A 22,276-nucleotide genomic window follows, 5' to 3' on the forward strand; every position below is an offset into this window, starting at 1 on the left:
AGTGGGCCAGCGGCTTTCATTCGGGGTAGGAATGGCGCGTAAGCGTGCGGCCTTCCTGCAGCTCGAACCGGTACACCTGGCCTGGGCGCCGGACTACCTCGGCCTGCTGCCCCGGCCGGATATGCAGGGCACCGCCTAGCTCGCAGCGGTCTGTGACCGCCTCGCAATAGCGCGCGCCTACCACGCTCACCGTGGCATTACCCTCATTGACGATCCGCAAGCCATGAGCTCCCGGAAGCAGGCGCGTGGCATAGCGGGCATTGGCGGGCGGCACGATCACCAGGGTGCCGACAGCCTTGAGGATGCCCACTCCTGCGCGCAGGGTGTCGGAATAAGCCCTGGCCTCCTCGGGCTGCAAGGCGAAGTCGTTCACTGCCTCTGGAGCCACGGGCACGTAGCGCAGGCGGAAGTAGCGCTCACGATCACGTGGCCCGCGATAGATCACCCTGACCTGCCCGGCGCCTTGGGCTGGCAGGATAAGCCGGGGGGGCGTTACCACCAGCGCGCGATCGAGCCCGGCTTTTGTCTCCAGCGGTTGTTCCTCGGCCTGGCCCTGATTGTCGAAGGTCAACTCGGCCAATTGGAGACTGACGAAGGCTGTCACATCGCCCAGGTTCCTGATGTGCGCCACCAGTGTGCTTCGCTGGCTGGGCATGAAGGCGTAGAAATTGCCAGGCGCCAGGTCCGGCCCCGCCTGGGCCACCATCGGCAAAGCCAGGGCCAGGTGGCACAGGCATGTCCGAAGCCGATGTAAAACCGTGCTGATGATCCGGTTCATGGCAACTGTGCGTCGAAGTAAAGGACGACCGCGCCAGAATAGGTAGCGCCGCCATGCTTGATCATGTGCGACACCTCTCCGTGGGCGGTATGGAATTCCACCTCGCCCAACTCCGCCGTTATGGGGCGCTTAGCCTTGACGAGGTAGCGGACGTGTTCATGCAGGCGCAACCGGCTCACAGGCGCACCCTCCTGTTCCAACCCGCTGGGCAAGGTCAGGCGGGTGACCACCGCGGCTACATCGCCACTGCTCGGCTCCATCAGGGCGCAATCACCCGCGCTGACAGCGCGGCCACAGCCCAGGTAGAGGGCGAAGGGCCCGCTTGCGCTCAGATGCAGCGGCAAACGTCCCGTTAATTGCGCATCCGCCGGCACCCCATTGGCAAGCCATTGGGCCCAGGAGCCCTTGCGCGGAGCCAGCGCCACTGCCGTCTGATCGAACACCACCGAAAGGCGATGCTCGACGTCTATGTCGAAGCGTAGGGTCAGGCTGTCGGTGGTCAGGCCCAGCAGCGGCCCACCCAAGGCCAGGTCGGCGTTTTCGCCTACGGACCAGGTGAGGCTGCCGCTGTAGCGCCCCGCAGGCACCGAATACATCGCAGGCAACAGCAGTCGGTAACCGAAGGAGAACGATCTGGTCCAAGGCTCGATGGGCCGTTGGCCTTCGGACACGCCCCCGGAGGTGGGATAGCAGAGCGTGGGGGCGTTCGGGCTGAGCACTTCCCAGACAAAACCCATGGCGCTGTTACCGTCGAAGCCCTGGGAGGTCATGAACCTGCATCCGCCCCCAGCGGACCAGTGAAAAGCCGGATTTTCATAAGCAGTGAATCCGTTACCGCCCAAGATCTGCGCCAGGTGCGTCAGCTGGAAGCGCAGGTTCAGTGTGGCTCCGGTTTCCGAGGTCAGTGTCACCCGGGCCTCGGGTGGCGCCAATAGCGACCAGCGCGACGCCAGCGGCGGCAGGCCCGAGATGACTTGGCGACCGTATTCGACAGGCAGCCGTATGGAGGCCTCATTTGGCCCGCATCCGCCGAACTCGAGGCAATAACCCGACACAGGCGTTGTGTTTTCGAAGCCATCACCGGGGCCGTCCGGGCGCCAGCGCCCGGAAATATCCAGGCTGGCCGCCTGAGCCAGAGGCGCGGCTATGCCAAGCACCACGGCGGACAGCACCCAAGGCATCACAGGCTGCGCCTGCGAGCCCGACCTTAACGCATTGACCATCCTGTACCTCCCTGTGCTGAACTGCGGCCTGGCGGCCTCAGAGCGTGGCGTCGAAAATCAAGGTCACCAAGCCTGCCCAGTCGTCCCCAGGGGACTTGAGCAATTCCTCGATAAAAGGGTCGTAGGTTTCGAAGGTGAACTGGCCCAGGCTATTGCGCAGCAGCTTCGGCGTAAGGAAACGGACTGACTGCCCATCCAGGATCGGAAAGGGCGTGGCTGGCGCGCCAGGCTGATGAGCGAACTCCGTACCCTTGGGTGGATGTACCCAGACAATGAAGGCCGTGAGCGCCTGGGTTCGCCGGTTGCGTATCGCGCAGATCTTCGGCCCGGTGACTTCGCCACATTCCATGCGAATGCTGAACGGGCCCGAAGCGGTCAAGCGAAACGGCAGGCTGGCCGTGAGTTCGGAAGGAGCCACCCCGGTGCTCAGCCATTTTTGCCAGCCCCCGGTGGGTTCCAGGACCACTCGGTCGGAATTGGCTGGGAACTGCACGCTCACTTGATGGTGGACCGACAGGGTGAAATTGAAGGTCACGCTGTTCACGCTCAGCCTGGAAACCTTGCTCCCCAGGGCGAAATCGCCCGTTTCACCCACGCTGAAGGTGACACTGCCATGGTAAGTCCCCATGGGCAGGGTATGCGGAGGGGGATAGATCAGCTTGTAGGCTATCGACGTGTTCCAGACACGCGGGGTGATCGGCCGAGGGGGATAGTCCGGCTCGCTGATCGGGTAGCAGACCGAGGGAGATCGGGGATTGTCCACGCGCCATGCAAAGCCGCCAAACACCGAATCCTCGTTCAGCCAGCCTTCCAGCCGAGTGCATCCGCCTCCCGCGGCCCTATGGGCCGCCGGGTTTTCTGTATAGTCCAGATCTCCATCGCTTCCAACGCCCACCGACTGGGCTATATGAGTGACCTGAAATCGCAGCGAGGCCCTTTCCCCCTGGTCGGAAACAATGTCCACAACGGTCTCGGCCGGCGTCTTCAAGGACCAGCGGTCCGGTATAGGGGAAAGGCCGCTGATAATGGTGCGTTCATACGTGATCGGCAGAGAGACTGAAAACATGCCGGTCTCACAGCCATATTCCACGCAGTAGCCGGAATTCGGGGTGGTGTTGCGGAACTCATCGTTATAGTCGGAGGCACGGTACTCGGCGGTGATTTCGACCGCGCTCGCCTGGGCCAGGTGACTAGCCCCCAGCGCCAATGCTCCCAGGCAGGCTCGGGCCAACCATCGGCTGGCCATTTCCATGGGCTTAGACATCATCATTCTCCTTCGCTGCATTCTCGGCCAGCGACCGTGGCGAGCACACCAGGTCGCCCATGAGCACCACGTCCTGGTCCCGTTCGCCCTTGGCGGTGTCCACGTTCACCAAGCAGTGCCGGCCCGCCCCGAGCCGCACCTCCAGGGTGGGCGTGGATTCGCTCATTTCTACCGCGAAGAAGCCGTCGGCCTCGGAAACGCTCCGGCTGGCATGGTTGATGATCATCGCGCCCGCGACAGGCCGCCGGCTGGGGTCGAGCAGGCGGCCGATCACCGTGAGCGTGCGCATGACGTGCAGCCGCTGATAGGCGACCCCGCCACGATTGAGGTGGTAGTCGGTCACCTGGGGCGCCACTACCACGGGCTGACCGTCTTCGCCGATGAAATCGAACCGTACTCGCCCTTTCTTGTAGGGGCTCAGGGGAATGACGTTGCGCCCAGGGCGCAGCCGGCCGGACGTGCCCTGCCCGTCGAAGCTGCGTAGTTCGATGTCCGCGACATCGCTGTCTACCTCGACCACCATGCCGGCCTGGTAGGCGCTCATGTCGCCGGTGCTAGCGACGTGGCCCCCACCTATGGCCAGGGTGTTGCTCAGGTTGAGCCCACCGCCAAGCTCATCGTTGTAGGACGAGGTTTGTAGATAGCCATCCCCAGCCAGCAGGCGGCTTTCGAACGCCAGTCGGCCACCGACCCCCAGGCCATAGCTGTCCTGGTTGAGGGTGCCGGTCACACTGCGCAGGAAAGGCCCTTGGAGCCGATGTTGATAATTGAGCGATGCGGTCTGCTCCCGACCGCCGTCGCGCCGAGTACGGCTGCCGACGCTGCCGTAGAGGGTGTCGCCGGCTCCACCCAGGGACAGGGTAAGGCTCAGGTCGACGCCTCGGTTGCGCCGCGCGCCGCTGCTGGCCATGGCCGGGCGGTCGAAGAGCGAGAAACGCCAGGTAGTGTCTGTGCCCAGCAATACGGCCCGTTGAATCCAGGAGAGATCCACCCCTACCCCGGACAACGGCCCGGTGTTTTGCGAGAGGCGCGCCACGCCGGTGCCGCGCGACGTGAACCGGTGCTGCCAGCTCAACGCACTCTGGGTCGTTTCCTCACGTCGCGATTGATAGCGCGGCGTCCAGAAACCGGGCAGGCGGTCGTCCAGCTGATATTGATAAAGCCACGAGCGGGTATGGCTGGCCACCAGGTTCCCCGCTTCGTAGGTGTAGATGGCTTGCAAATCCAGCCCATCGCCTCGGCCTTCGGTGCGGTACGCATTGGCGAAGGTGCGCAGCCTGGGCGTGATGTCCCAGTCCAGGGAAGCGCCGTACTGCATGGCGCCGTCCACATGCTCCACGGACAGCCCCAGGATTGCCTTGGGGTGCAGCAAGTAATTGGTGATAAGCCCGGCATTCATGCCTTCTTCCCGGTCGTCCTGCCAGTTACTGAACAGCTCCTGGCCCCGCCCCAGATAAGCGTTGTAGCGCCAGCGTTGGGCCGGGTTGTTCCAGTTGGTGGGCTTGTAGATGAACTCTTCGCTGGTGGCGGTTACCTGGCCGTCTTCCACCAGGCGCACTTCCACGGGGTAGATCCCACCCGGCAGCGGCCGGGTGTCGATGGCCTGCAGGCCCGGCTGTACCGGTTGGCTGTTGATCAGCGAGCCATTGCGATACACCTCCACGGTAGCGGGCCGGTTCGGCGTGACGTAGATGGGCGTCGCGCTGGGCTGGGCATCGTCCACCGCCAGGCTGTCGCTACTGCCGAACATCAGCCCCAAGGTGCCTTCCGGCTGGCCGTTGAGGGTACGCGGCTGGCGGCTCAGGCCCTGCAGCGAGGGCGAAAAATAGCCCAGGCGGTAGAAGGTGTCTTCGTGCAGATAATCGGTATACAGGCTGCGCAGGCGGTGGCGATCGATGCTCGCGCCCTGGCCCGTGCTGCGGTCGAGTTGCGCTTCGGCCACGGCGGTCCAGGGGCCCCGGCTGCCCAGTGCTGAAGCCAGGTAGGTGCCGTACATCTGGGACTTGCTCCCGGCCAGGTTCAGCTGGTTGCGCAACAGCAGCCCACTGCCCTCCTCCGGAAGGCTGTAGTAGCGAGGCCCTACCTGATTACGTTCGGCGGTATCGGTGAGAATCGATAACTGCGAACGTTCGAGGCTGTACTCCAGGGCCAGTAGCCCTGAAGGGCAATTGTCCTCGCAACGTCCCAAGGGCCGAGGCGTGCCCAAGGCCTTTAGCCAGATGGCTTGGTCTTCTTCGCTCACTTCGGACTGATCGGTTGCGGTATACCTGATCACCTGCACTTGCTGGTCTCGATTGAGCACCAGCATGGCATCAGCCAGGTACAGGCCATTGAGGTCCACCCGAACCACCAGGGGCGTGTCGAAAAAGTGGTCGCGAAAGTCCGCGGGTAATCCTTGCACCTGCGTCAGCAGATCCAACGCCCGCTCCGGCGGCGCCGAGGCGGCCAGTACGGTGCTGACACAAACACTCGCCGCGCAACCGACGGCCAGCCTTAAGGGATTGATCGCAAACGCCACGTATTCTTTCCCGTATCAAGAGAGGTGCGGCGGGCACTCAGGCCCGCCGGCGATGGGTCATCAAGGGGTGGGCAGCGGGGTTTCGAAGGTCACGTCCACGAAGCCCATGTAATCGCCTGGCTCGTAAGGGCCGGTCGCGGCGGCGATGTCCATGGTCATGTAGTACGGCGTGCTGGCATCGGCGGCCGGTACGATCTCCGTGGACGTCGTGGACAGGTCTTTGCCGTTGGCGGTGATGGTCAGGGGAATCCGATTGTTACGGCTGGTTAGTACCGCGTCGTTTTCCAGGCGCGCGGAGATGGCGCCAGTGGTGCTCTTGGCGATCAGGCGGTTGGAAATCTTCTGCAAGTTGCCGTTGTACAGGCTCAGCTGCTGGGTTTTATTCATCCAACCACCTTCGTCGAGGATCGAGAAGGCGGATGTCGGGATGTAGGCGGTGACCTGGATCTGCTTGCTGATGACATCGTCGGCCGAGGCCTGGGCCGCGGCAAACAGTGCCAGTGGCAGCACGAGGTGTTTGAGTTTCATTGCTTGGCTCCTTTGAGTGAAATGGCCGAAGTGAGGGTCGGCTGGCCCTTGATTTCGTATGGAAGGGGCGCGAGCGTGCCGCGCTGGTGGGTGAAGGCGTAGGTGCTGTCCGGCTTGCGCTCGAACACACGGGTGGCACCCGGCGGCAAGAGATGCACCACGGCCGGGTCGCATTCCAGGCCGTTGGCATCACAGCGGCGAAATCGATCCAGTACAGCGGTGGCATTGCCTACGTTGCGCACGACGAACCGATCCGGCTCTTCATCGATGGCCAATTGATGTGCAACTTCTCGAGGTCGCACGTATAGCAACGAGCCGAAGCCGGCGAGCATCTGCACACCACCGGAAATGGAAACTTCGTAGTCGCGGGCTTCTTTTTGGGTAAGTTGAAAACCATCGCCGGCATTGGGCAGCACGGGATTGAAGCGCAGACGGAAATAACGCTCCTGGGCGCGATCACCACTGAACAGCAGCCGCACCGTTTGCAGGCCCGCCGCGGGGATGATCAGCCGTGCCGGGCTCACCACCAGTTCCCGCTTGCCCCCGGCCGACTCCAGGTCCAGCGGCACTTCAACGACCTTCCCGTCGGGCTGGCGCACCAGCTCCCACGCCCGCACCTTGACGAAAGCCGTGGCATCACCGTGGTTGTATACCCGCTTGACCAGCACGTTCTTGTCCGCCCGCATATAGTCGGAGAGCGAACCGATACTGATCTTGGGGCCGGCCAACGCCACGGTCGGCAGAGCCAACAACCAGGCAAGAACGAATAAGCGCCGCATTGAACGCTGCCTCCATTTATTCCACTGAGGGGGTTTCGATGGGGCGCTATTGTTGGGAGAAAAGACGTTTGGATATGCGGACACTTTCCGAGAAAGTTGCTGGAAACTGCCGTTTCGCTTGTAGGAAAATTCTGCAGCCAGCCGGCCCGCAGGGTGGATCGAAGGGCCTGTGCTAACGTTGCCCTTTACAGCAGGCCGTCAGTCGCTATAATCAGCGCCCTTACCTGCCGGTATAGCTCAGCTGGTAGAGCAACTGACTTGTAATCAGTAGGTCCCGGGTTCGATTCCTGGTGCCGGCACCATACCTGGCTTCGTTGCGTTCGTTGACGCATTGAAGCCCCGAAAACCCGCCTTCTGGCGGGTTTTTTCGTTTTGGCGTTCCGTTGGATAGCGAGGTAGCAAGCGCTGAGGGCCGCTTGAAGGCTCGTGCTTTCCTGAGCATCGATGTCGCGCTCAGGACCAGAAGCCAGCTGCAAAGCATCCTGCGTGAAGCCAAACGGCTGCGGCTGATCGCGGCGAACAAGGCTTATGATCTCGATGGTTCGGTCAAAGCGCCACGGGTCACTCACCGACCCGCACTGCCCCTATCGCGGCTGCCAGAACTATTGGCCATGCATCGAGGGCTACAGAGGTCGGCCGGTCACGCGCCCCACAGTGATGCTATCTCTGTACGTTTCGTACGCTCCAGTGAACTGCGCTGGACTTGCCTTACCACTGCTGCAGCACATCTGGAACGTGGCTTTTCCGCAATCCTGCTTGTGACAATCGGCGTGACAACTACCGGAGCCTCCAGCAACAGCGCTGTGGATGATGGTGCCGCAAAACAGGGAGTGGACTGCACCTGACTGACAGTCAGGCCCGCCCCGGTCATCACATTGCTGCGTTCACCCGACTCAGGATCTCGCGGCACTGGTTTCGTCAGCCAATGCAGTCTCCTCTCGCCCACCCGTAACGGTGCTCGGAAGGCCAGATCGTGAGATGCCCTGCTCCCGGAACGTGCTTCCCAGACGTAAGAAGTCACCAGTCCCGCGTTAGAGAACATCCCACAGGTCGCAGAGGCCTTGATCCCTGATAACACTCAGCATTCTTGGCGGGATGACGTGGGGCGAGGACCAGAGATCGGACGATGAGATGACCGACATGGCATTGATGGGCCGACGCGACGGCCGCAATTTCGGTTACAGCAGGCAGTTGGGCTATGCAGAGCCGCAGGCGCTGAAAGACATGTTCGGCGGCGGCCACTACGGCAAGGTGAAGGTACACTGTGATCGGTGGCAGGCATTCGTGAAGTGGTGCCGCTCCGAATAGGGGCCCGGTATCAATGCTGCGCGGCAGATTGATCGGAAGGTATTGGCGGACTATGCGGTGTATCTGCGCGAAGTGGTTAGGCGCGGTGACCTTGCTGTCAGCACCGCACAAAACCGCCTTTCCAGCGTCAACAGGACTATGGCAGCGCTTCGCGGTGATCTGTACGTGAAATTGCCCAGCCCGAGCAAGGCGTTGGGTATGCAGCGCATCGTGGTCCGACATTCAGCGCCGCAGAGCCAAGACCGCGAACAGGTTAATCAGATCGTCGATGCGCTTTGCCGCCATCATCAGCTACGGGCCGCCGCGATCGTTCTGTTGGCGCGTGCTACCGGCATGCGCTTACGTGAAACCATCTTGGCTGATCTTCCACGGTTAAGCCGTGAGGCTAACGAGCTAAGCAGGATTAACATTCAGGATGGTACTAAAGGCGGCCGTGCCGGCGCCTCAGCCCCGCGCTGGATTGCGGTGGACGACTATGTTCGAGATGCACTTGGGTTTGCACGGCAGGTGTCGCCTGCGGGTAGCCGCAACCTGATTGCGCCGCACGAAAGCTACTTGAGTTTTCTCCAAATATTATCCGCACTGCGCGGGACATCCTCCATGCCAGCGGCCTCAAAGGCCTCCATGAGCTACGAGCGGCTTACGCATGTGAGCGCTATGAACAAATCAGCCAACACCGCGCACCTATTAACGGAGGTCGGTGCTGTCAGCTAGATCAGCACCTTGATCGTGAGGCCCGGAGGCAAATCAGCTATGAACTGGGGCACGGTCGGATCGATGTGGTCGCTGCCTACATTGGTGGTCGAGCATGATCAAGCCATTCGATATGGAACTATTCATGTCAGGGGTACTTACCGGGTCTCATTCCCCACGCGAACGTCATCTACGCCAAGCAAAGGTCATCCAAGCAGCCATTTCTAATCGCTGGCACCGAGAAAACCCAGGGACTTGGCAACAAAAGCATCTCGAGTGGTTTCTAAATCACCATGTAAGCGTACTCACTGAATCAACACGCTATTACTATCTACTCACAAGCCGCTTAATCACTCGCCGCTTAGGAAAACCATGGAATTTTAATGCCCCAAGGCAAGTACGTACCTAGGAGTGGTTTAACACGCGCTTTCTTTGCGTACGGCGGTATGCTGCTAACGTTCCTAGAGAGGATATATTCACCTTGCGCGAAGCCGCCGACGCGGATATTGTAGTAGCATTTTTAATGGCACAGACGTGAATAGATATGTGTCAATTCAGCTAGCGGATTCGGTATTGATGTAGTTGCTTAACGACCCTAGAGTCTGGAAACGTGATTAATTGAGACCCTCGATGATTACAGATGATCTACAACACATCCTTCAATTACAAAAAGATTTGTGGCGCTGGCCAAAGTCTAGATCTTCCGTGATGATTGGTGCAGGTTTTAGCTTGAACTCCCAAGCACTGCCCGGGGTAACTTCACGCTTCCCGACATGGAATCAGTTAGTCAATAAAATGTTTGACGAGCTCTACCCATTACAGGCTGGGATGACAGACGCTGAAAAGAAAAATAGAAAAGAGCGTTTTCAAAGTGAAAACTATCTTAGATTGGCTAGCAAATATGAGGCAGCATTTGGTTATGCGCGACTAGACAAATTAATAAGAGACATGAATCCTGACAATGACCACCTACCGGGAACTTTACACAAAAAACTTCTTGAACTGCCGTGGAATGATGTTTTCACTACAAATTATGACACATTACTAGAGCGCACGGAAGTTTTAGAGAGGACATATCAGACTGTATCGAACGCGGCAGAGCTACCTGGAACTTTATCACCAAGAATATTTAAGCTACACGGATCATTCTCTAGAACCGAACGTTTGGTAATTGCCGAAGAGCATTACAGAACCTACCCAAAAGATTCAGCTCCGCTTGTTAACTCGGTGCAACAATCATTGCTGGAAAACAGCTTTGTCCTGTTAGGATTTTCAGGAGACGATCCTAACTTCTTAGCATGGACCGGCTGGATTAGAGATGAATTACAAGATAGACACTCCGCAATTTATCTTGTGGGGCCACTGAATCTCGACAATACAGATCGATTACTGCTAAAGAAACGTGGAGTCACGCCAATAGATCTTTGTCCAATGTTCAAAAAAAATGAACATTACGATGCACTGTTATGGTTTTTAGAGTCATTGGCAAAAGCAGAACCACAGCGCCCTGAGAACTGGCTGGACAAACTTCCAACCACGAAATTTCAATCTACATTAGCACTAGCTACTGCAACTCAAGATCTTCCACCAGCCCTCCCAGACTTTGATCCAGGTACAAAAGTACTGCTCCCAAGCGATATTCGTGACCTAACAAACATATGGAAACATGAGAGACTTTCATACCCAGGATGGATAGTTGCCCCAGAAGCGAAACGCGATATCGTTTGGAGATCAACGCAAAAATGGCTAAGTGCCTTTCAAAGCACGATCACCACGCTAGATGAAATTGATAAATTGGTTTGTGTAAAAGAGTTAATCTGGCGATTCGAGCTTTCGATGATGCCGCTCGATCAAGATTTAATATTTTCGTTTTACGATGACCTAGTAAAAATTTATTCAGAGTTCGAATCCCAGAAATTTAAAACCAAGAATCACAAGAGCGCTCTGTTTGGTGATCTATCCGGCGTTCAAATCAATGAAATGTGGTTATATATTGCGCTTGAGGTCATGCGTGAGGCGCGAGAGGTATATGACGATAGTCGCTGGTCTGAAATCTCGGAAATGGTTAATAATTTTTTATCGGAAACTAGGATAAAATCTGAAAAATTCATATATGAGGGTTTTCTAAAGGCTGCATGGGATGTTCAGCTGGACGTGGATATGAAAGAGCTATCAGCATGGGCTCCGCCCTCCAGTATGCCAATAGCACAAATTTGGAAAGCCGGCTTGTTGATCGAAACTGGCGCAACGAACGAAGCAAAGTCGCTTCTACGATCCGCTTTAAAAAACATAAGAAGAAGCGCGCGAAACAAGACCAACAATATCGAACTTCTTTCACTTGAAGGCTGGTGCACATACTTAATTAGCTATGTAAGCTTGAGTTATCGCCGGGAGGTAGAATTCAACCACCGGTGGCAAGAGCTCAAAGCATGGGATTGCAATCCATGGGAACTGCGCAGAGAACTTGAGCGCCCGCTCGACGAGACGAATTTAACAGATACTACGAACGAAATCGTTAAACGTATTGGCTTTGACCCTAAGGCGGTCAGCCGTACAAGAATTTATGGTGGTAGTATACGCTCCATCAGGTCCGCTTTCGCTTACTTACGTCATTTTGAGCAAGTCGGCATGCCGATGTACTGCCCCGGCATAAGAGTTTCTGGTAATCATTTGGAAAAAGCTCTGCAGATTGTCAGACCTTATTTGGGCTTTTGGAGCCCAGCAATGATGATAAGGGCACGCCAGTTTGAGCAGATCACAGCGAACCCAAATTTACTGAGCCGTCCTGAATTAGCTATTATGGATGTAGAGCTAGCAAAAAGGCTTAATAGGTGGGCGCTAGCTATATTTGAGAACCAAACAGAAAAATATTACCAGTCGCGACACCAAGAAATACTTGAAGACAATCTAGTCGTTGGTTTACCGGAAATTCTATCAAGACTCTCATTTAAACTTTCACCGGAAGAGCTACAGCATTCGTTCACAGTTGCCCTAAGACTGTACTCTAACTTATCTAATATTTCAGTTCGGGCGATGACCAGCGTTTGTCACGTTTGGCTTACTCGGATCTATCAAGCAGCAACGGATCAACAACTTGAAAATTGGTTACCGCAATTATTAAGAGCTCCCTTCCGCGAAGCAGAGAGTGACTACTCACGAGACCGCAGCGGTTGGATAGACCCCATGAGCACTTTGCCAGTACACAGAATTTCCTTAAAACCCAGACAGTTATCCTCAGATCTAAAAAGTTCCATAGCCTGGCTAAACGGCAAGATTCATAGCCTAACCGGTGAATCGAAGTCATCGGCAATTTGGCGATTGCTAATGTTGAACTCCGCTGCTCTGCTTGACAAAGATAACAAAAAAATCTTCAAGGATCTGTTATGGCTTGATGTAGCACCTGATGCACTGCCATCGGACTTGCATCCATTTAACTACCTCCATTTGCCTAAGCGCAATGAGCGGTCATTTCATGAACTTTTCAAAAAACATTTAATCAGCATCCCATTTGTCAGCAGCCTCACTGTAGATGATGGACGAGCTACCCTTCGATCAAATCATGAATTCCCCTCAGAACGTTTTAACAACATCACAATGTCATCCAAACCGCCAGTGCAGCTGATCAATCAGCCCAATGGCTTAATCACCTGGACAGCGAACGAAGTAACAGATTTATTCGATGAACTCTCAAACTGGTGGAGTGAGATAAAAGAGTACAGTTTAAAATTTGAAGAAATTCGTCGACCTGGAGCAAGAAACATTGGAGATTTCGTAGCTCGCCTGGTTGGTACGAATGCCGACACGCTGCCTGTAACATTTGTGCAACGAGTTATCGATTGGGTCCTATCGCTTAGAAAATACGAAATTTTTGCCGACACAGCCTTATCCGCATTATATTTTCACAGTTCTTCTTCCCAAGAAACCATAAAAACTCTAATACTGGAAGATATAACTAGTTGCGACGAACTGAAAGTATTAGGCGCAGCTGATGCCATACAATACCTATACGCAATAGCACACACACAATCACGGCCGGTAGACTCCGACCTTCTATTGCAGCTAGTGTATCGTGTTGCCTTCCGATCTGAGGTCGGACTTACTAAAGTTATAGAGCGCACCATGTTGTTAGTAGCGCAATTCCCAAGCGCGTTTGATGAAAATACGATCTTGATGATTTGCAATAGTCTAATCTATTGGAGCGAGGCCGTTTCACTCCCTGTAGAAGATGGAAGTCATGGCTTCCATAAATTGACAAGACCAGACCTTCAGACCGGAATAGCAACTTTGGCTGGCGCGTTGTCGGCGTGGTTATCTCATAACCCGGGAACGCTAAAGCAACACACCGCGATTAAACACTGGCGTGAACAATGCGCCAACAGTTGCCTCCCGGAGGTCAAGCGAGCTTTTGCCGAAGGTTTGAAACACTCAAAAATTAAATAAGAATTGATGCAGCATACTTTGTGCTGCTTCATAATCTATCTAAAACCAAAAGTGCCAGATCGCCCCTAGACAACTCCACCTCGACAAAATTAGTTGCGGTGGAGTCACATAATACTATATTTATGCAACTATACTATGGCGTTCTTTATTACCCATATACACTGCTTACAAGCACCACTTTTTTCAATCGGCAGCGCTATGTTTGCCTTACAACCATAATCAGGCGAGCCAACTCCACCATCAGTGATGCCAATCTGGTTATTAGCGCACATTTTTTATTAAAGGGTAGTTATTGGGATAGAAAATAACGACTAAACAAGTAAGTCCTTTGTTTTGATTGAGTTAGTCAACAATTCGACTCTTGGTGCCGCACCATACGCAGTACCAAAAAAGGCTCACTTAAGGAAGCTCCGAGCAACTTCGCCAGAAAGGTCTGACGGACGCAAAAATACCGAGATCATGTCCGGTTTCTAGTCGTCGGTGCCCATGCGCAGGGTGAGGCGGGGCTTTTCAGCCCGTTTTGTCGTTCTACACGCGCAACTCGCCCGTACCCATTACATGTTTTCGAGCCATCCACAGGTTCGACAGGGCGAACAGGGTCGTCAGTTGCGCCGTGTTCTTCACCAAGCCACGGAACCGCGTTTTCACGTAGCCGAACTGGCGCTTGATGACTCGAAACGGGTGTTCGACCTTTGCCCGGGTCTGCGCTTTGGCACGCTCGATGCGCCGCTTGCCCTTGTAGATCAGGCTGCGTTTGGGCAAGGCGGTATAGGTGCTGCGCCTCGCTGCAATCTGCCAGATCACCTCACGCCCGGCATGCTCTTCCCGTTTCTCGACCCCGGTGTAACCGGCATCGGCATACACCGCGTTCTCGTCGCCATGCAGCAGTTCGGCTACCTGGGTGACGTCCGCGACGTTGGCGGCAGTGCCGTGAACGTGATGCACCAGGCCCGATTCCACGTCCGCGCCGATGTGCGCCTTCATTCCAAAGAAATATTGATTGCCCTTCTTTGTCTGGTGCATGTCGGGGTCGCGCTTGCCGTCCTTGTTCTTCGTCGAACTCGGCGCGTGGATGATGGTGGCGTCGACGATGGTACCCTGGCGCAGCGACAGGCCCTTGTCCTGCAGATAGCCGTTGATGACCTGCAGAATCCCGGCCGCCAGTTGATGCTTCTCCAGCAGGTGCCGGAACTTCATGATCGTGGTGTCTTCGGGAATCGGCGCGCTCAAGGTCAGGCGTGCGAACTGGCGCATCGGCGTGATCTCGTACAGCGCTTCTTCCATCGCCGGGTCGCTGAGCGAAAACCAGTTCTGCAACAGGTGAATGCGCAGCATGGTCTCCAGCGGGTACGGCTTGCGCCCGCCACCTGCCTTTGGGTAGTGCGGCTGCTCGATCAGCGCCACCAGCCCTGCCCAGGGCACCACCTGATCCATCTCGGCCAGAAAGCGCTCGCGGCGGGTCTGCTTGCGCTTGCCGGCGTATTCGAAATCGGAAAAGCTCATCTGGCTCATAGCGGTCTGTCGCAGTGGGTGGGCGAAGGCTATTTCAGCACAGGGTGGCGGGCGCTTGGAAACTTGATCGGAGGATCCTTAAAGGTGGGCCTTTTTCGTTTGGGGCGCATCGTGATGGGAGAATCCCGATGGAGGCAATTCCCCCGGCCTGCTCGCTGACCCGCTCCGTCTCATAACGGCAGGTTTTTTCTCCGGCAGGAAGCAACAGGGGTTGGCATCCGGGCCAGCCGGGAAATCGGGCCCGCTCTACTCCGGTTCGGACTCATCGCCAAGGTAGGCAACAGGCAAACCGGGGTGGAGTAAATGACGGCCTGCTCGCCTTGACTTAGCCTTGTGCACGCTCGTAGAGTCACGCCGTCGCTGTCAATCCAGCGACCGGGTTTGGCGACCTGGACATAATCTGGCGCAACAGCGCCCCGTACCGATTGCAGGCGCTTTTTTTGCGTCTGTGATTCGCGTTATGGCGGCTGTGCGTGGGAGGCCTTTGGGCCTGCCGGGTGCCAGGTTCCCGGTTCGCCAACCCGCGCACAGCTGCCACCCTTTCGTTTGGCGACGATTGGCGGTAGCTCCAAACAAACCTGGAGACACTTTCGATGACCTTCTTGAACCGGTACTGCCTCCGTGCAGCCGCTTTCATTGCCTTTCGCCTTGAACGCGACGGCCGCATCCCCGCCAGCCTTCTGGAAAGCACGGGAGGTGCGGAATGACTGCGGTCTCGCTGAAGCTGCTGCACGATGAGCTCATCCAGGTTGCACCAGACGACCGTCAGCACTGTCCTAATGCTGGCTATCGCCATCGATTGGAAGAGTTGCGCGAAACCCATCAGCATCTGAACCGCGTCATTGGTGAGCTGCGGGACATCGCCAGTGCCTTGGATCTGCTACTCCAGTTACTGAACACTGCTGAATCACAGCCTATTTATGCCGACCTGTTGCGCTGCTTGCTGTCTCCGCTGCACGAGAAAATGAAGCAGTCTTTGAGCGGTTTGGATGAGGTGGTGTAAGGATTTGAGGCTGGATTGGCTCACAGAGCAGTAACGGCGTACTTTCACTCCCCTGGGCAACGCGATGTCCTGATGGATTTGCGGCAGTACTGCAGCGGAGATAAACGCGGTGCTGCCGTAACCTTTCTCAGGACAATCGGCCTAGCAGGCACCGAAGAGACAAGTTCGGCTTTCCCGCCTAGGTTCAGGCTGCATACCGTCCCTTCACCAGCTTCGCTGGTTCCCACAAGCCCGCACAGGCTACCCTAGTCGGATCCTCCTCTTGGACATTTCCCATGACTCCCACCGACAGCCTATTGGCCTTCACCCTCGCCGCTACCCTGCTCACCGTGACGCCGGGCCTGGACACGGCGTTGATCCTGCGCACGGCCACGGTGGAGGGAAGCCGTCAGGCGGCGAAGGCTGCACTGGGGATAAACGCGGGCTGTCTGCTCTGGGGCGCGGCGGTGGCCTTCGGCTTGGGGGCGGTGCTGGCGGTGTCGGAAGTGGCTTATACGCTGCTCAAGTATTGCGGCGCGGCCTATCTATGCTGGCTGGGCATCAATCTGCTGCGGTCGCCGCGCGCAAGTTTTTCCGGGCCGGACGCGCGCCAGGGCGGCGGTAACTGGTTCGTGCGCGGCTTGCTGGGCAATGCCTTGAACCCCAAGGTGGGCATTTTCTATGTGTCCTTTCTGCCGCAGTTCATTCCGGCCGGTAGCCCACTGGTGGCCTGGACCTTCGGTCTGGTCGGCATTCACATTGCCCTGGGTGTGCTTTGGGCAGGCGCGCTGATCCTGGCCACCCGGCCCTTGGGCAAGGCCCTGCGTCGGCCAGCGGTGGTCCGCTGGATGGACCGGGCCACGGGCGCGGTGTTCCTGCTGTTCGCGGCGCGCCTGGCCTTCAGCAAACGCTAGTTGGCCCCACGCGCCGGATCCCATCCGAGGTACACTCCTTGCCTTGTGGACAGTTATTCGGAACCGGCCCCCTTGACACCCCACCACCGCGACACGTTGCTGGCTGTACTGGACTACTGGCATAAGGTTGAGTTCTTCATACCCTATGGCCTGGAGCAGTACCTCGGCGAACTGGAGCCTTGGCAGGTCAGGGCGCTGGCCCGTGCTGAACTGGCCGACCCCACGAATCCCGTGCTGTTGCGGGTAGACGTCGACCCGAGCATGGAGGTGGTCGGCTATAACCTGTTTCTCGGCGTGTTCGACAGGTCGGCCATCGGCCAGGTAGGGGACCTCTGCGAGGACCCGAAGGGGCCGCTTGCCCGCTTCGAGGACGAAGCCCGGGCGGACCTGGAAGGCCTGACCTGCTTCGCCAAGCTGCCGCTGGACGTGGGCGGCTATCCGCTCCTGGATGCTTTGTCGATTTCCACGGCGCCCTGGGCGCTGGGGCAGGCCTTGGGCCAGGGCCTGGGTGCCTTGAGCTATGATGCTTTCGATTCGGCGAAGCGCGCCTTGGTCATCGACCTGCAGAACTTTCTCAGCGCGCGCGGCGGTTTCGCCGGCCATGGGCTTCAACCGGCCGAAGTACTGACCCTTCATGCCCTGCTATGTACCTGGGCGGGCTTCACACCCGAAGCCGAGCAGCCGATCGCCATGCTTACGGCCAAGGTTCGTCCACGCAAGCAAAGCCAGAGTCCGGCGAAGGAGGCCGCTGTACAGGCGCCGCCCGAACCCAGCGAAGCCGAGGACGAAGACGAGTTGGCGCTGGATGACCTGGACATCCTCAACAGTTTCTACATCTCTGACCTGGAACGGGCCATCCAGGCGGTGCGTAGGGGTGAGGTGCCCGCCACGCTTGAGCGTTACCTCATTCCCCTGGCTGCGGAGCAGCGCATCGACCTGTATTCCGAGCAAGGTTGCGCGCTGGTCCAGGAGAGCCTGCGGCCCCGGTATATGAACGAGGGTCATTGGCTGGCTGCGCCGGCTCATGCCATGAGCCTGATGCAGCAGTTTGCGATCAACCAGATTCGCGATGGCCTGGCCAGCGAAGGCCTGTTTTCGGTCAATGGCCCGCCTGGCACCGGGAAAACCACCCTGCTACGAGACCTTTTCGCCGATAACCTGGTGCAGCGCGCCAAGGTCCTGGCCGGGCTGACCAGCGTAGACGCCGCCTTTTCCGGGGAAAGCCTCAGCGTGCATTTCAAGGGCGACGATCAAAGCGTGAAGCTGCGCCCGCTCATTGCCGCGCTGACCGGTTTCGAGATGGTGGTGGCCTCCACCAATAACGCGGCGGTGGAGAATATTTCTCTCGACCTGGTCAAGCGCCGGGCGCTGGATACAACCTGGAAACAGGTCGGCTACCTGCAGCCGGTAGCCCATAACCTCGCTATCCAGCAGGCCCGACGCGGCCCCGTCTCGCCCGAAGGCGAGGACATGCCCTGGGGGCTGTTCAGCTGCGCGCTGGGTAATGCCCGCAACCGTAACCGTTTCCTGGAACGGTTCGGCATGTACAGCCTGGAAACCGACAGCGCCGAGTTGCCGCTGCGCATCTGGGATTGGTTCAAGGGCGTTCCTGGACAGTCGTTCAGCCAAGCCCAGGAAGCGTTCCGCGTAGCGCAGCACCGGGTCACCGAGGCCCTTGCCAAACGAGAGGCCCTGGCCGAGCTGCTGGCCTTCTTCACCGCTCATACGGAGGCAAGCCATACCGCCGAGGCCCAGGAAGCGGAAACCCAAGCGGATCAAGCCCTGGCAGAAATCATCGCGGCCCAAGCGGCCCAGGCGCAACGCCAGCAAGCCGTGACCGAAGTTCTGCAGCAGTTGGCTACCGAGCAGGCGCTGATCGACCGTACCCGGCCGGGTTGGTGGGCACGTCTGCGTCGTACCCCCGAAGCCCGCGCCTATGCCCTGCGGCGCAGCGAAAACGCAGCTGCCCAGCTCGATGCCCATGCCCAGCTCAGGGCGTTCCAGCCGCAAGCTCAGGCCTTGACCGAACAACTGGCCAGCGCTCAGGCACGCCTGGAGAAAGCCCAGGCGGTGCTCGCGGAGCACCGTGAGACATGGACCAGGAAAGCAGCGGAACGTGATCGGCTCGTGGAGCAGCTGGGTACACCGCGGCTACCCGCCACGCCCCTGGCGCTCCGGGACGACCCAGCGCTACAGATTCACGGCCTGTGGCATGACGAGGCGTTGGCGACCTTGCGCTCGGCGCTCTTCGCGACGGCCCTGGCGCTCCATGAAGCCTGGTTGCACGAAGCCGGACAAGGCGCGCTGCGCAGCAACCTGGTGGCCGTGGGCAAGCTGTTGTCTGGCAAGAAGCCGGAAGATCGCAGCCAGACCCTGGCGATCTGGCAGAACCTGTTCATGGTGGTGCCGGTGGTCTCCAGTACCTTCGCCTCCTTCGCCAACCAGTTCACAGGGCTGGGCGCCGGCTCGCTGGGTTGGGTGTATATCGACGAAGCCGGGCAAGCCGTGCCGCAAGCGGCGGTCGGTGCCATCTGGCGCGCCCGACGTTGCGTGGTGGTGGGTGACCCGCTGCAGATCGAGCCGGTATTCACACTCCCTACCCGCCTGATCAATGCCCTTGGGCAACTGAGCCCAGTCACCGCAGGCAATGCCTACGCCCCTCACTGCGTATCGGTGCAACGACTGGCGGACCTGGCCAACCGCTTCGGCGCCAACGCTCCCTTCATGGAGGAAACGCTCTGGGTGGGCAGCCCCTTGCGTGTCCACCGGCGCTGCCATGAACCCATGTTCAGCCTGGCCAACCAGATCGCCTACGGGGGTCGGATGGTGTATGGCCTCAGGGACCGCAGCCCTGGCGGCACGCCCTTGATCGACCTCCCCAGCGGCTGGGTCGATATCCAGGGCGCGGTGCAACGCAAACAGGCGGTCCCCGAACAGGTTGAATTCATGGTGAAGGTAATCACTCATCTGTACCAGCGCGATCAGCAGTTGCCCCCACTCTATGTCATCTCCCCCTTCAAGGCCGTGCGACAAGCCCTGCGTGAGCAGCTGCTAGCCTTCGAATGGCCGAGCGGCGGGCCAAGGCGTGACGAGCTCAACCGCTGGGCAATGCGCAGCATTGGCACCGTGCATACGTTCCAGGGCAAGGAAGAAGGCTGTGTGTTCATGGTGCTGGGCGCCGACCGCGACAACGCCGGCAGCGCAAAGTGGGCCGCGTCCAAGCCGAACCTTTTGAATGTGGCACTGACCCGTGCCCAGCAGCATATCTACCTGGTCGGCGACAGAGCCCTATGGGGCGAACTGCCCTACTTCCAGCGCGCCGCCGTCGGGCCATGGGCGCTGCCCCGGCTGGCACGACAGGATTTTGCGATCATTCGCCAGCGGCCGAGGGTGGTGGACGGAGCTTAGCGCGTCCAATGCCGGGCGTAGTTGTCCCGCACATGCTGGCTGATATAGGTAGAAAGCCCCCTGCCCGCCTTGGCCAGGCGCTGCATCTCCCGCACCGCCTGAAGGCCCGGCTTGTGTGCGTCGTAGAGGTAACAGGGCGAATCGTCACCTGCGAACTGCACCGTGATGGTGTCGTCACCCAGTTCATAGGCGACCACCCCGGAGTGGCCGCTGAGGTTGTGGTAACGCTGCATGGCAAGCTCCTGTTTACGAGTTTGCTTGCTTCGAAAGCTCCCATGAGCCCCGGCTGGCGTTACGCTGCTCGGCATAAGCGAGGAACTGCTCGATGCGGTCACTCATCAGCAATTCGACCTTCGCGCGCAGTTCTTCTACAGGCCAATCCCACCAGGCGCTGGCCAGCAGTCGCTCGCGCACGTCCGCCTCGAAGCGCCAGCGTATGAAGCGGCAGGGGTTACCCGCGACTATGGCGTAGGGCTCCACGCTTTTGGTCACCAATGCGCCAGCCCCCACCACTGCCCCATGGCCGATGGTCACGCCGGAGAGGATCATCGCCCCCATGCCGATCCAGCAATCATTACCGATGACCACATCGCCCTTGGTCGGATGAATACCCGGGATGTTTTCCGCTTCCTTGAATACCTTCTGGAAGGGGTAAGAAGTCACCCAGTCGGTGCGATGAATGCCGCCCAGCAAAATGGTTACCTTCCCGGCGATGGAAGTATAAGCGCCGATGCGCAATTGCGCGGCGTCTTCGAAATCATAGACCTCAGGAACGCCATAGCTGCCCGGCCCCACGCTGTAGGTGGGGTAGCGCAAACGTATCTTCTCTGGGTAGCGTTGCACCCGATCCAGATTGTTCAAGTGCTTGCGGACACGGCGTTTACGCCATTTTTCCAGCCATTCCATAGCGTGTTCTACTCAATAGTGAAGCAACAGGCGCTTGACCCGCCGCAAGGTGGTGCCGTCGATCAGTCGCCAGGGGATTTCGCGCAGCAGGCGCCAGGCATCACGCTTGTCCTGGATCACGGCATATTTGAGTGCCTTGTTGATCAGCGTGACACGGCCACGGGCGTAGGCGGGATGACCCTTGTAGGGCTCGATAGTGCGCAGGTCGGATTCGAGCAACACTTTGTATCGGCGGGACAGGTTGTTCGGGTGGCGGCGGTAATAGGTCACCACCTCGGGAATGATATGTACCCCATAGCCCCGGCGGGCGATGCGTAGGGTGATCTGGAAATCCTGTACCCGAATGTCAGGGTCATACCCCTCGACAGCGCGCAGGGCCTCCATTCGATACAGGGAAACAGGCGCACCCACCACTTCGCCATTGGCCAGGATGCTGGCGAAGTCCAGTTGGCGAATACCCCTGGGCCGTTGCTGTTTCCTGAGAGTGCCGTGCTCGTCCATGTAATGGATGAGCGCGCCCACCAGGCCTACGTCCGGGTGCTGGTCGAGGTAGCGCGCACGCACACTCAATGAGTGCGGCAGCATTACGTCGTCCAGGTCCGGCGTGGCTACGTAGACGCCGCGCGCATGTTTCAAGCCGGTATTGAGCGCCCCGCTTACACCTTGGTTGGCCTGGGTAAACAGAGCGAAGCCATAGCGCGCTTGAAGCTGCCTGAGCATTTCCAGGCTACGGTCGGAAGAGCCGTCATCAACGATGATGACTTCGAGATTTGGATAATCCTGGGCATAGATGCTTTCCAGCGCCTGCTCCAGGTAGCGCTCCGCGTTGTAGCAGGGCGCGATCACGGAGATCAGCGGCGCCTGGGCCTCGGCGGTACGCGGTCGTTCGATCATGAGCGTCCCGTGAAACATAAGGTTTCAAAACGCTCATGATGCAGCAGGCCAGGCGGGCCTGTCACCCGGGTTGTTATCAGCGCCGATACAAAACCGGAGTAAACCCGGGAACTGGCAGCAGCCCCAGGC

Annotated in this window: 14 protein-coding genes, 1 tRNA gene and 2 pseudogenes; 7 read left to right on the plus strand and 10 right to left on the minus strand. The window is 58.3% G+C overall.

All coding sequences use genetic code 11. The features are described 5' to 3' along the window. Positions 1–16: 16 nt before the first annotated feature. From BN1188_RS04505 to BN1188_RS21565, 6 genes are all read right to left on the minus strand, one after another. The gene (locus tag BN1188_RS04505) at positions 17–778 is read right to left on the minus strand and encodes a hypothetical protein (RefSeq protein ID WP_040260169.1); all 762 of its coding nucleotides are present in this window, start codon (positions 776–778) and stop codon (positions 17–19) included. After that, complete coding sequence (locus tag BN1188_RS04510; RefSeq protein ID WP_040260171.1) at positions 775–1,959, minus strand: hypothetical protein; 1,185 nt, start codon at positions 1,957–1,959, stop codon at positions 775–777. The genes BN1188_RS04505 and BN1188_RS04510 overlap by 4 nt, the downstream gene beginning before the upstream one ends. 79 nt (positions 1,960–2,038) lie before the next feature. Beyond that, on the minus strand, positions 2,039–3,265 hold the full coding sequence (locus BN1188_RS04515) for a hypothetical protein (RefSeq protein WP_040260172.1): 1,227 nt from the start codon (positions 3,263–3,265) through the stop codon (positions 2,039–2,041). After that, entirely contained in the window at positions 3,258–5,783 is a 2,526-nt protein-coding gene (locus BN1188_RS04520; RefSeq protein ID WP_232430897.1) for a TcfC E-set like domain-containing protein, read from the minus strand. Before BN1188_RS04520 ends, BN1188_RS04515 begins: the two co-directional genes overlap by 8 nt. A 60-nt stretch (positions 5,784–5,843) precedes the next feature. Continuing rightward, on the minus strand, positions 5,844–6,311 hold the full coding sequence (locus BN1188_RS04525; protein ID WP_040260176.1) for a CS1 type fimbrial major subunit: 468 nt from the start codon (positions 6,309–6,311) through the stop codon (positions 5,844–5,846). Beyond that, the gene (locus BN1188_RS21565) at positions 6,308–7,090 is read right to left on the minus strand and encodes a hypothetical protein (RefSeq protein WP_052469153.1); all 783 of its coding nucleotides are present in this window, start codon (positions 7,088–7,090) and stop codon (positions 6,308–6,310) included. Before BN1188_RS21565 ends, BN1188_RS04525 begins: the two co-directional genes overlap by 4 nt. A gap of 226 nt (positions 7,091–7,316) precedes the next feature. On the opposite strand from BN1188_RS21565, the gene BN1188_RS04530 reads away from it, so the two are divergent. The 4 genes and pseudogenes from BN1188_RS04530 (at position 7,317) to BN1188_RS04550 (ending at position 13,531) form a co-directional block, all read left to right on the plus strand. Then, a tRNA-Thr gene (locus BN1188_RS04530) sits at positions 7,317–7,392 on the plus strand. A gap of 135 nt (positions 7,393–7,527) precedes the next feature. Continuing rightward, positions 7,528–7,791 (plus strand): annotated as a pseudogene (locus BN1188_RS21880) (tyrosine-type recombinase/integrase); the annotation flags it as partial. Between the two features lie 439 nt (positions 7,792–8,230). Then, positions 8,231–9,210: pseudogene (locus BN1188_RS04540) on the plus strand (integrase domain-containing protein). Between the two features lie 511 nt (positions 9,211–9,721). Beyond that, complete coding sequence (locus BN1188_RS04550) at positions 9,722–13,531, plus strand: SIR2 family NAD-dependent protein deacylase (protein WP_084596150.1); 3,810 nt, start codon at positions 9,722–9,724, stop codon at positions 13,529–13,531. A gap of 528 nt (positions 13,532–14,059) precedes the next feature. Here BN1188_RS04550 and BN1188_RS04555 read toward each other — a convergent pair. Then, complete coding sequence (locus BN1188_RS04555; RefSeq protein ID WP_040260177.1) at positions 14,060–15,043, minus strand: IS5 family transposase; 984 nt, start codon at positions 15,041–15,043, stop codon at positions 14,060–14,062. Between the two features lie 703 nt (positions 15,044–15,746). Between BN1188_RS04555 and BN1188_RS04560 the strand changes: the two genes are divergently transcribed. The 3 genes from BN1188_RS04560 to BN1188_RS04570 all read left to right on the plus strand — a co-directional run bounded on the left by BN1188_RS04560 (position 15,747) and on the right by BN1188_RS04570 (position 20,347). Then, positions 15,747–16,046 carry a DUF1484 family protein gene (locus BN1188_RS04560; protein WP_040260179.1) on the plus strand — a complete coding sequence of 100 codons (300 nt, stop codon included), beginning with the start codon at positions 15,747–15,749 and terminating at the stop codon, positions 16,044–16,046. 275 nt (positions 16,047–16,321) lie between these two features. Further along, on the plus strand, positions 16,322–16,939 hold the full coding sequence (locus BN1188_RS04565) for a LysE family translocator (protein WP_040260181.1): 618 nt from the start codon (positions 16,322–16,324) through the stop codon (positions 16,937–16,939). A gap of 72 nt (positions 16,940–17,011) precedes the next feature. Continuing rightward, complete coding sequence (locus BN1188_RS04570; RefSeq protein ID WP_084596163.1) at positions 17,012–20,347, plus strand: DEAD/DEAH box helicase; 3,336 nt, start codon at positions 17,012–17,014, stop codon at positions 20,345–20,347. Here BN1188_RS04570 and BN1188_RS04575 read toward each other — a convergent pair. From BN1188_RS04575 to BN1188_RS04585, 3 genes are read right to left on the minus strand one after another with little or no spacing between them, the layout of a single operon-like run. Then, complete coding sequence (locus BN1188_RS04575; RefSeq protein WP_040260183.1) at positions 20,344–20,580, minus strand: hypothetical protein; 237 nt, start codon at positions 20,578–20,580, stop codon at positions 20,344–20,346. The two genes, BN1188_RS04570 and BN1188_RS04575, sit on opposite strands and share 4 nt — an antisense overlap. Before the next feature lie 13 nt (positions 20,581–20,593). Then, on the minus strand, positions 20,594–21,253 hold the full coding sequence (locus tag BN1188_RS04580) for a CatB-related O-acetyltransferase (RefSeq protein WP_040260185.1): 660 nt from the start codon (positions 21,251–21,253) through the stop codon (positions 20,594–20,596). 12 nt (positions 21,254–21,265) lie between these two features. Then, the gene (locus tag BN1188_RS04585; protein ID WP_040260187.1) at positions 21,266–22,147 is read right to left on the minus strand and encodes a glycosyltransferase family 2 protein; all 882 of its coding nucleotides are present in this window, start codon (positions 22,145–22,147) and stop codon (positions 21,266–21,268) included. Between the last annotated feature and the right edge of the window lie 129 nt (positions 22,148–22,276).

This window comes from Pseudomonas massiliensis (assembly GCF_000826105.1).
GTDB classification, from domain to species: Bacteria; Pseudomonadota; Gammaproteobacteria; order Pseudomonadales; family Pseudomonadaceae; genus Aquipseudomonas; species Aquipseudomonas massiliensis.

Bases quoted from the DNA above. Each gene is read 5' to 3' on its own strand.
- BN1188_RS04580 (WP_040260185.1), bottom strand. From the start codon at position 21,253: ATGGAATGGCTGGAAAAATGGCGTAAACGCCGTGTCCGCAAGCACTTG.
- BN1188_RS04525 (WP_040260176.1), bottom strand. From the start codon at position 6,311: ATGAAACTCAAACACCTCGTGCTGCCACTGGCACTGTTTGCCGCGGCC.
- BN1188_RS04515 (WP_040260172.1), bottom strand. From the start codon at position 3,265: ATGTCTAAGCCCATGGAAATGGCCAGCCGATGGTTGGCCCGAGCCTGC.
- BN1188_RS04575 (WP_040260183.1), bottom strand. From the start codon at position 20,580: ATGCAGCGTTACCACAACCTCAGCGGCCACTCCGGGGTGGTCGCCTAT.
- BN1188_RS04550 (WP_084596150.1), top strand. From the start codon at position 9,722: ATGATTACAGATGATCTACAACACATCCTTCAATTACAAAAAGATTTG.
- BN1188_RS04565 (WP_040260181.1), top strand. From the start codon at position 16,322: ATGACTCCCACCGACAGCCTATTGGCCTTCACCCTCGCCGCTACCCTG.
- BN1188_RS04560 (WP_040260179.1), top strand. From the start codon at position 15,747: ATGACTGCGGTCTCGCTGAAGCTGCTGCACGATGAGCTCATCCAGGTT.
- BN1188_RS04555 (WP_040260177.1), bottom strand. From the start codon at position 15,043: ATGAGCCAGATGAGCTTTTCCGATTTCGAATACGCCGGCAAGCGCAAG.
- BN1188_RS21565 (WP_052469153.1), bottom strand. From the start codon at position 7,090: ATGCGGCGCTTATTCGTTCTTGCCTGGTTGTTGGCTCTGCCGACCGTG.
- BN1188_RS04585 (WP_040260187.1), bottom strand. From the start codon at position 22,147: ATGATCGAACGACCGCGTACCGCCGAGGCCCAGGCGCCGCTGATCTCC.
- BN1188_RS04505 (WP_040260169.1), bottom strand. From the start codon at position 778: ATGAACCGGATCATCAGCACGGTTTTACATCGGCTTCGGACATGCCTG.
- BN1188_RS04510 (WP_040260171.1), bottom strand. From the start codon at position 1,959: ATGCCTTGGGTGCTGTCCGCCGTGGTGCTTGGCATAGCCGCGCCTCTG.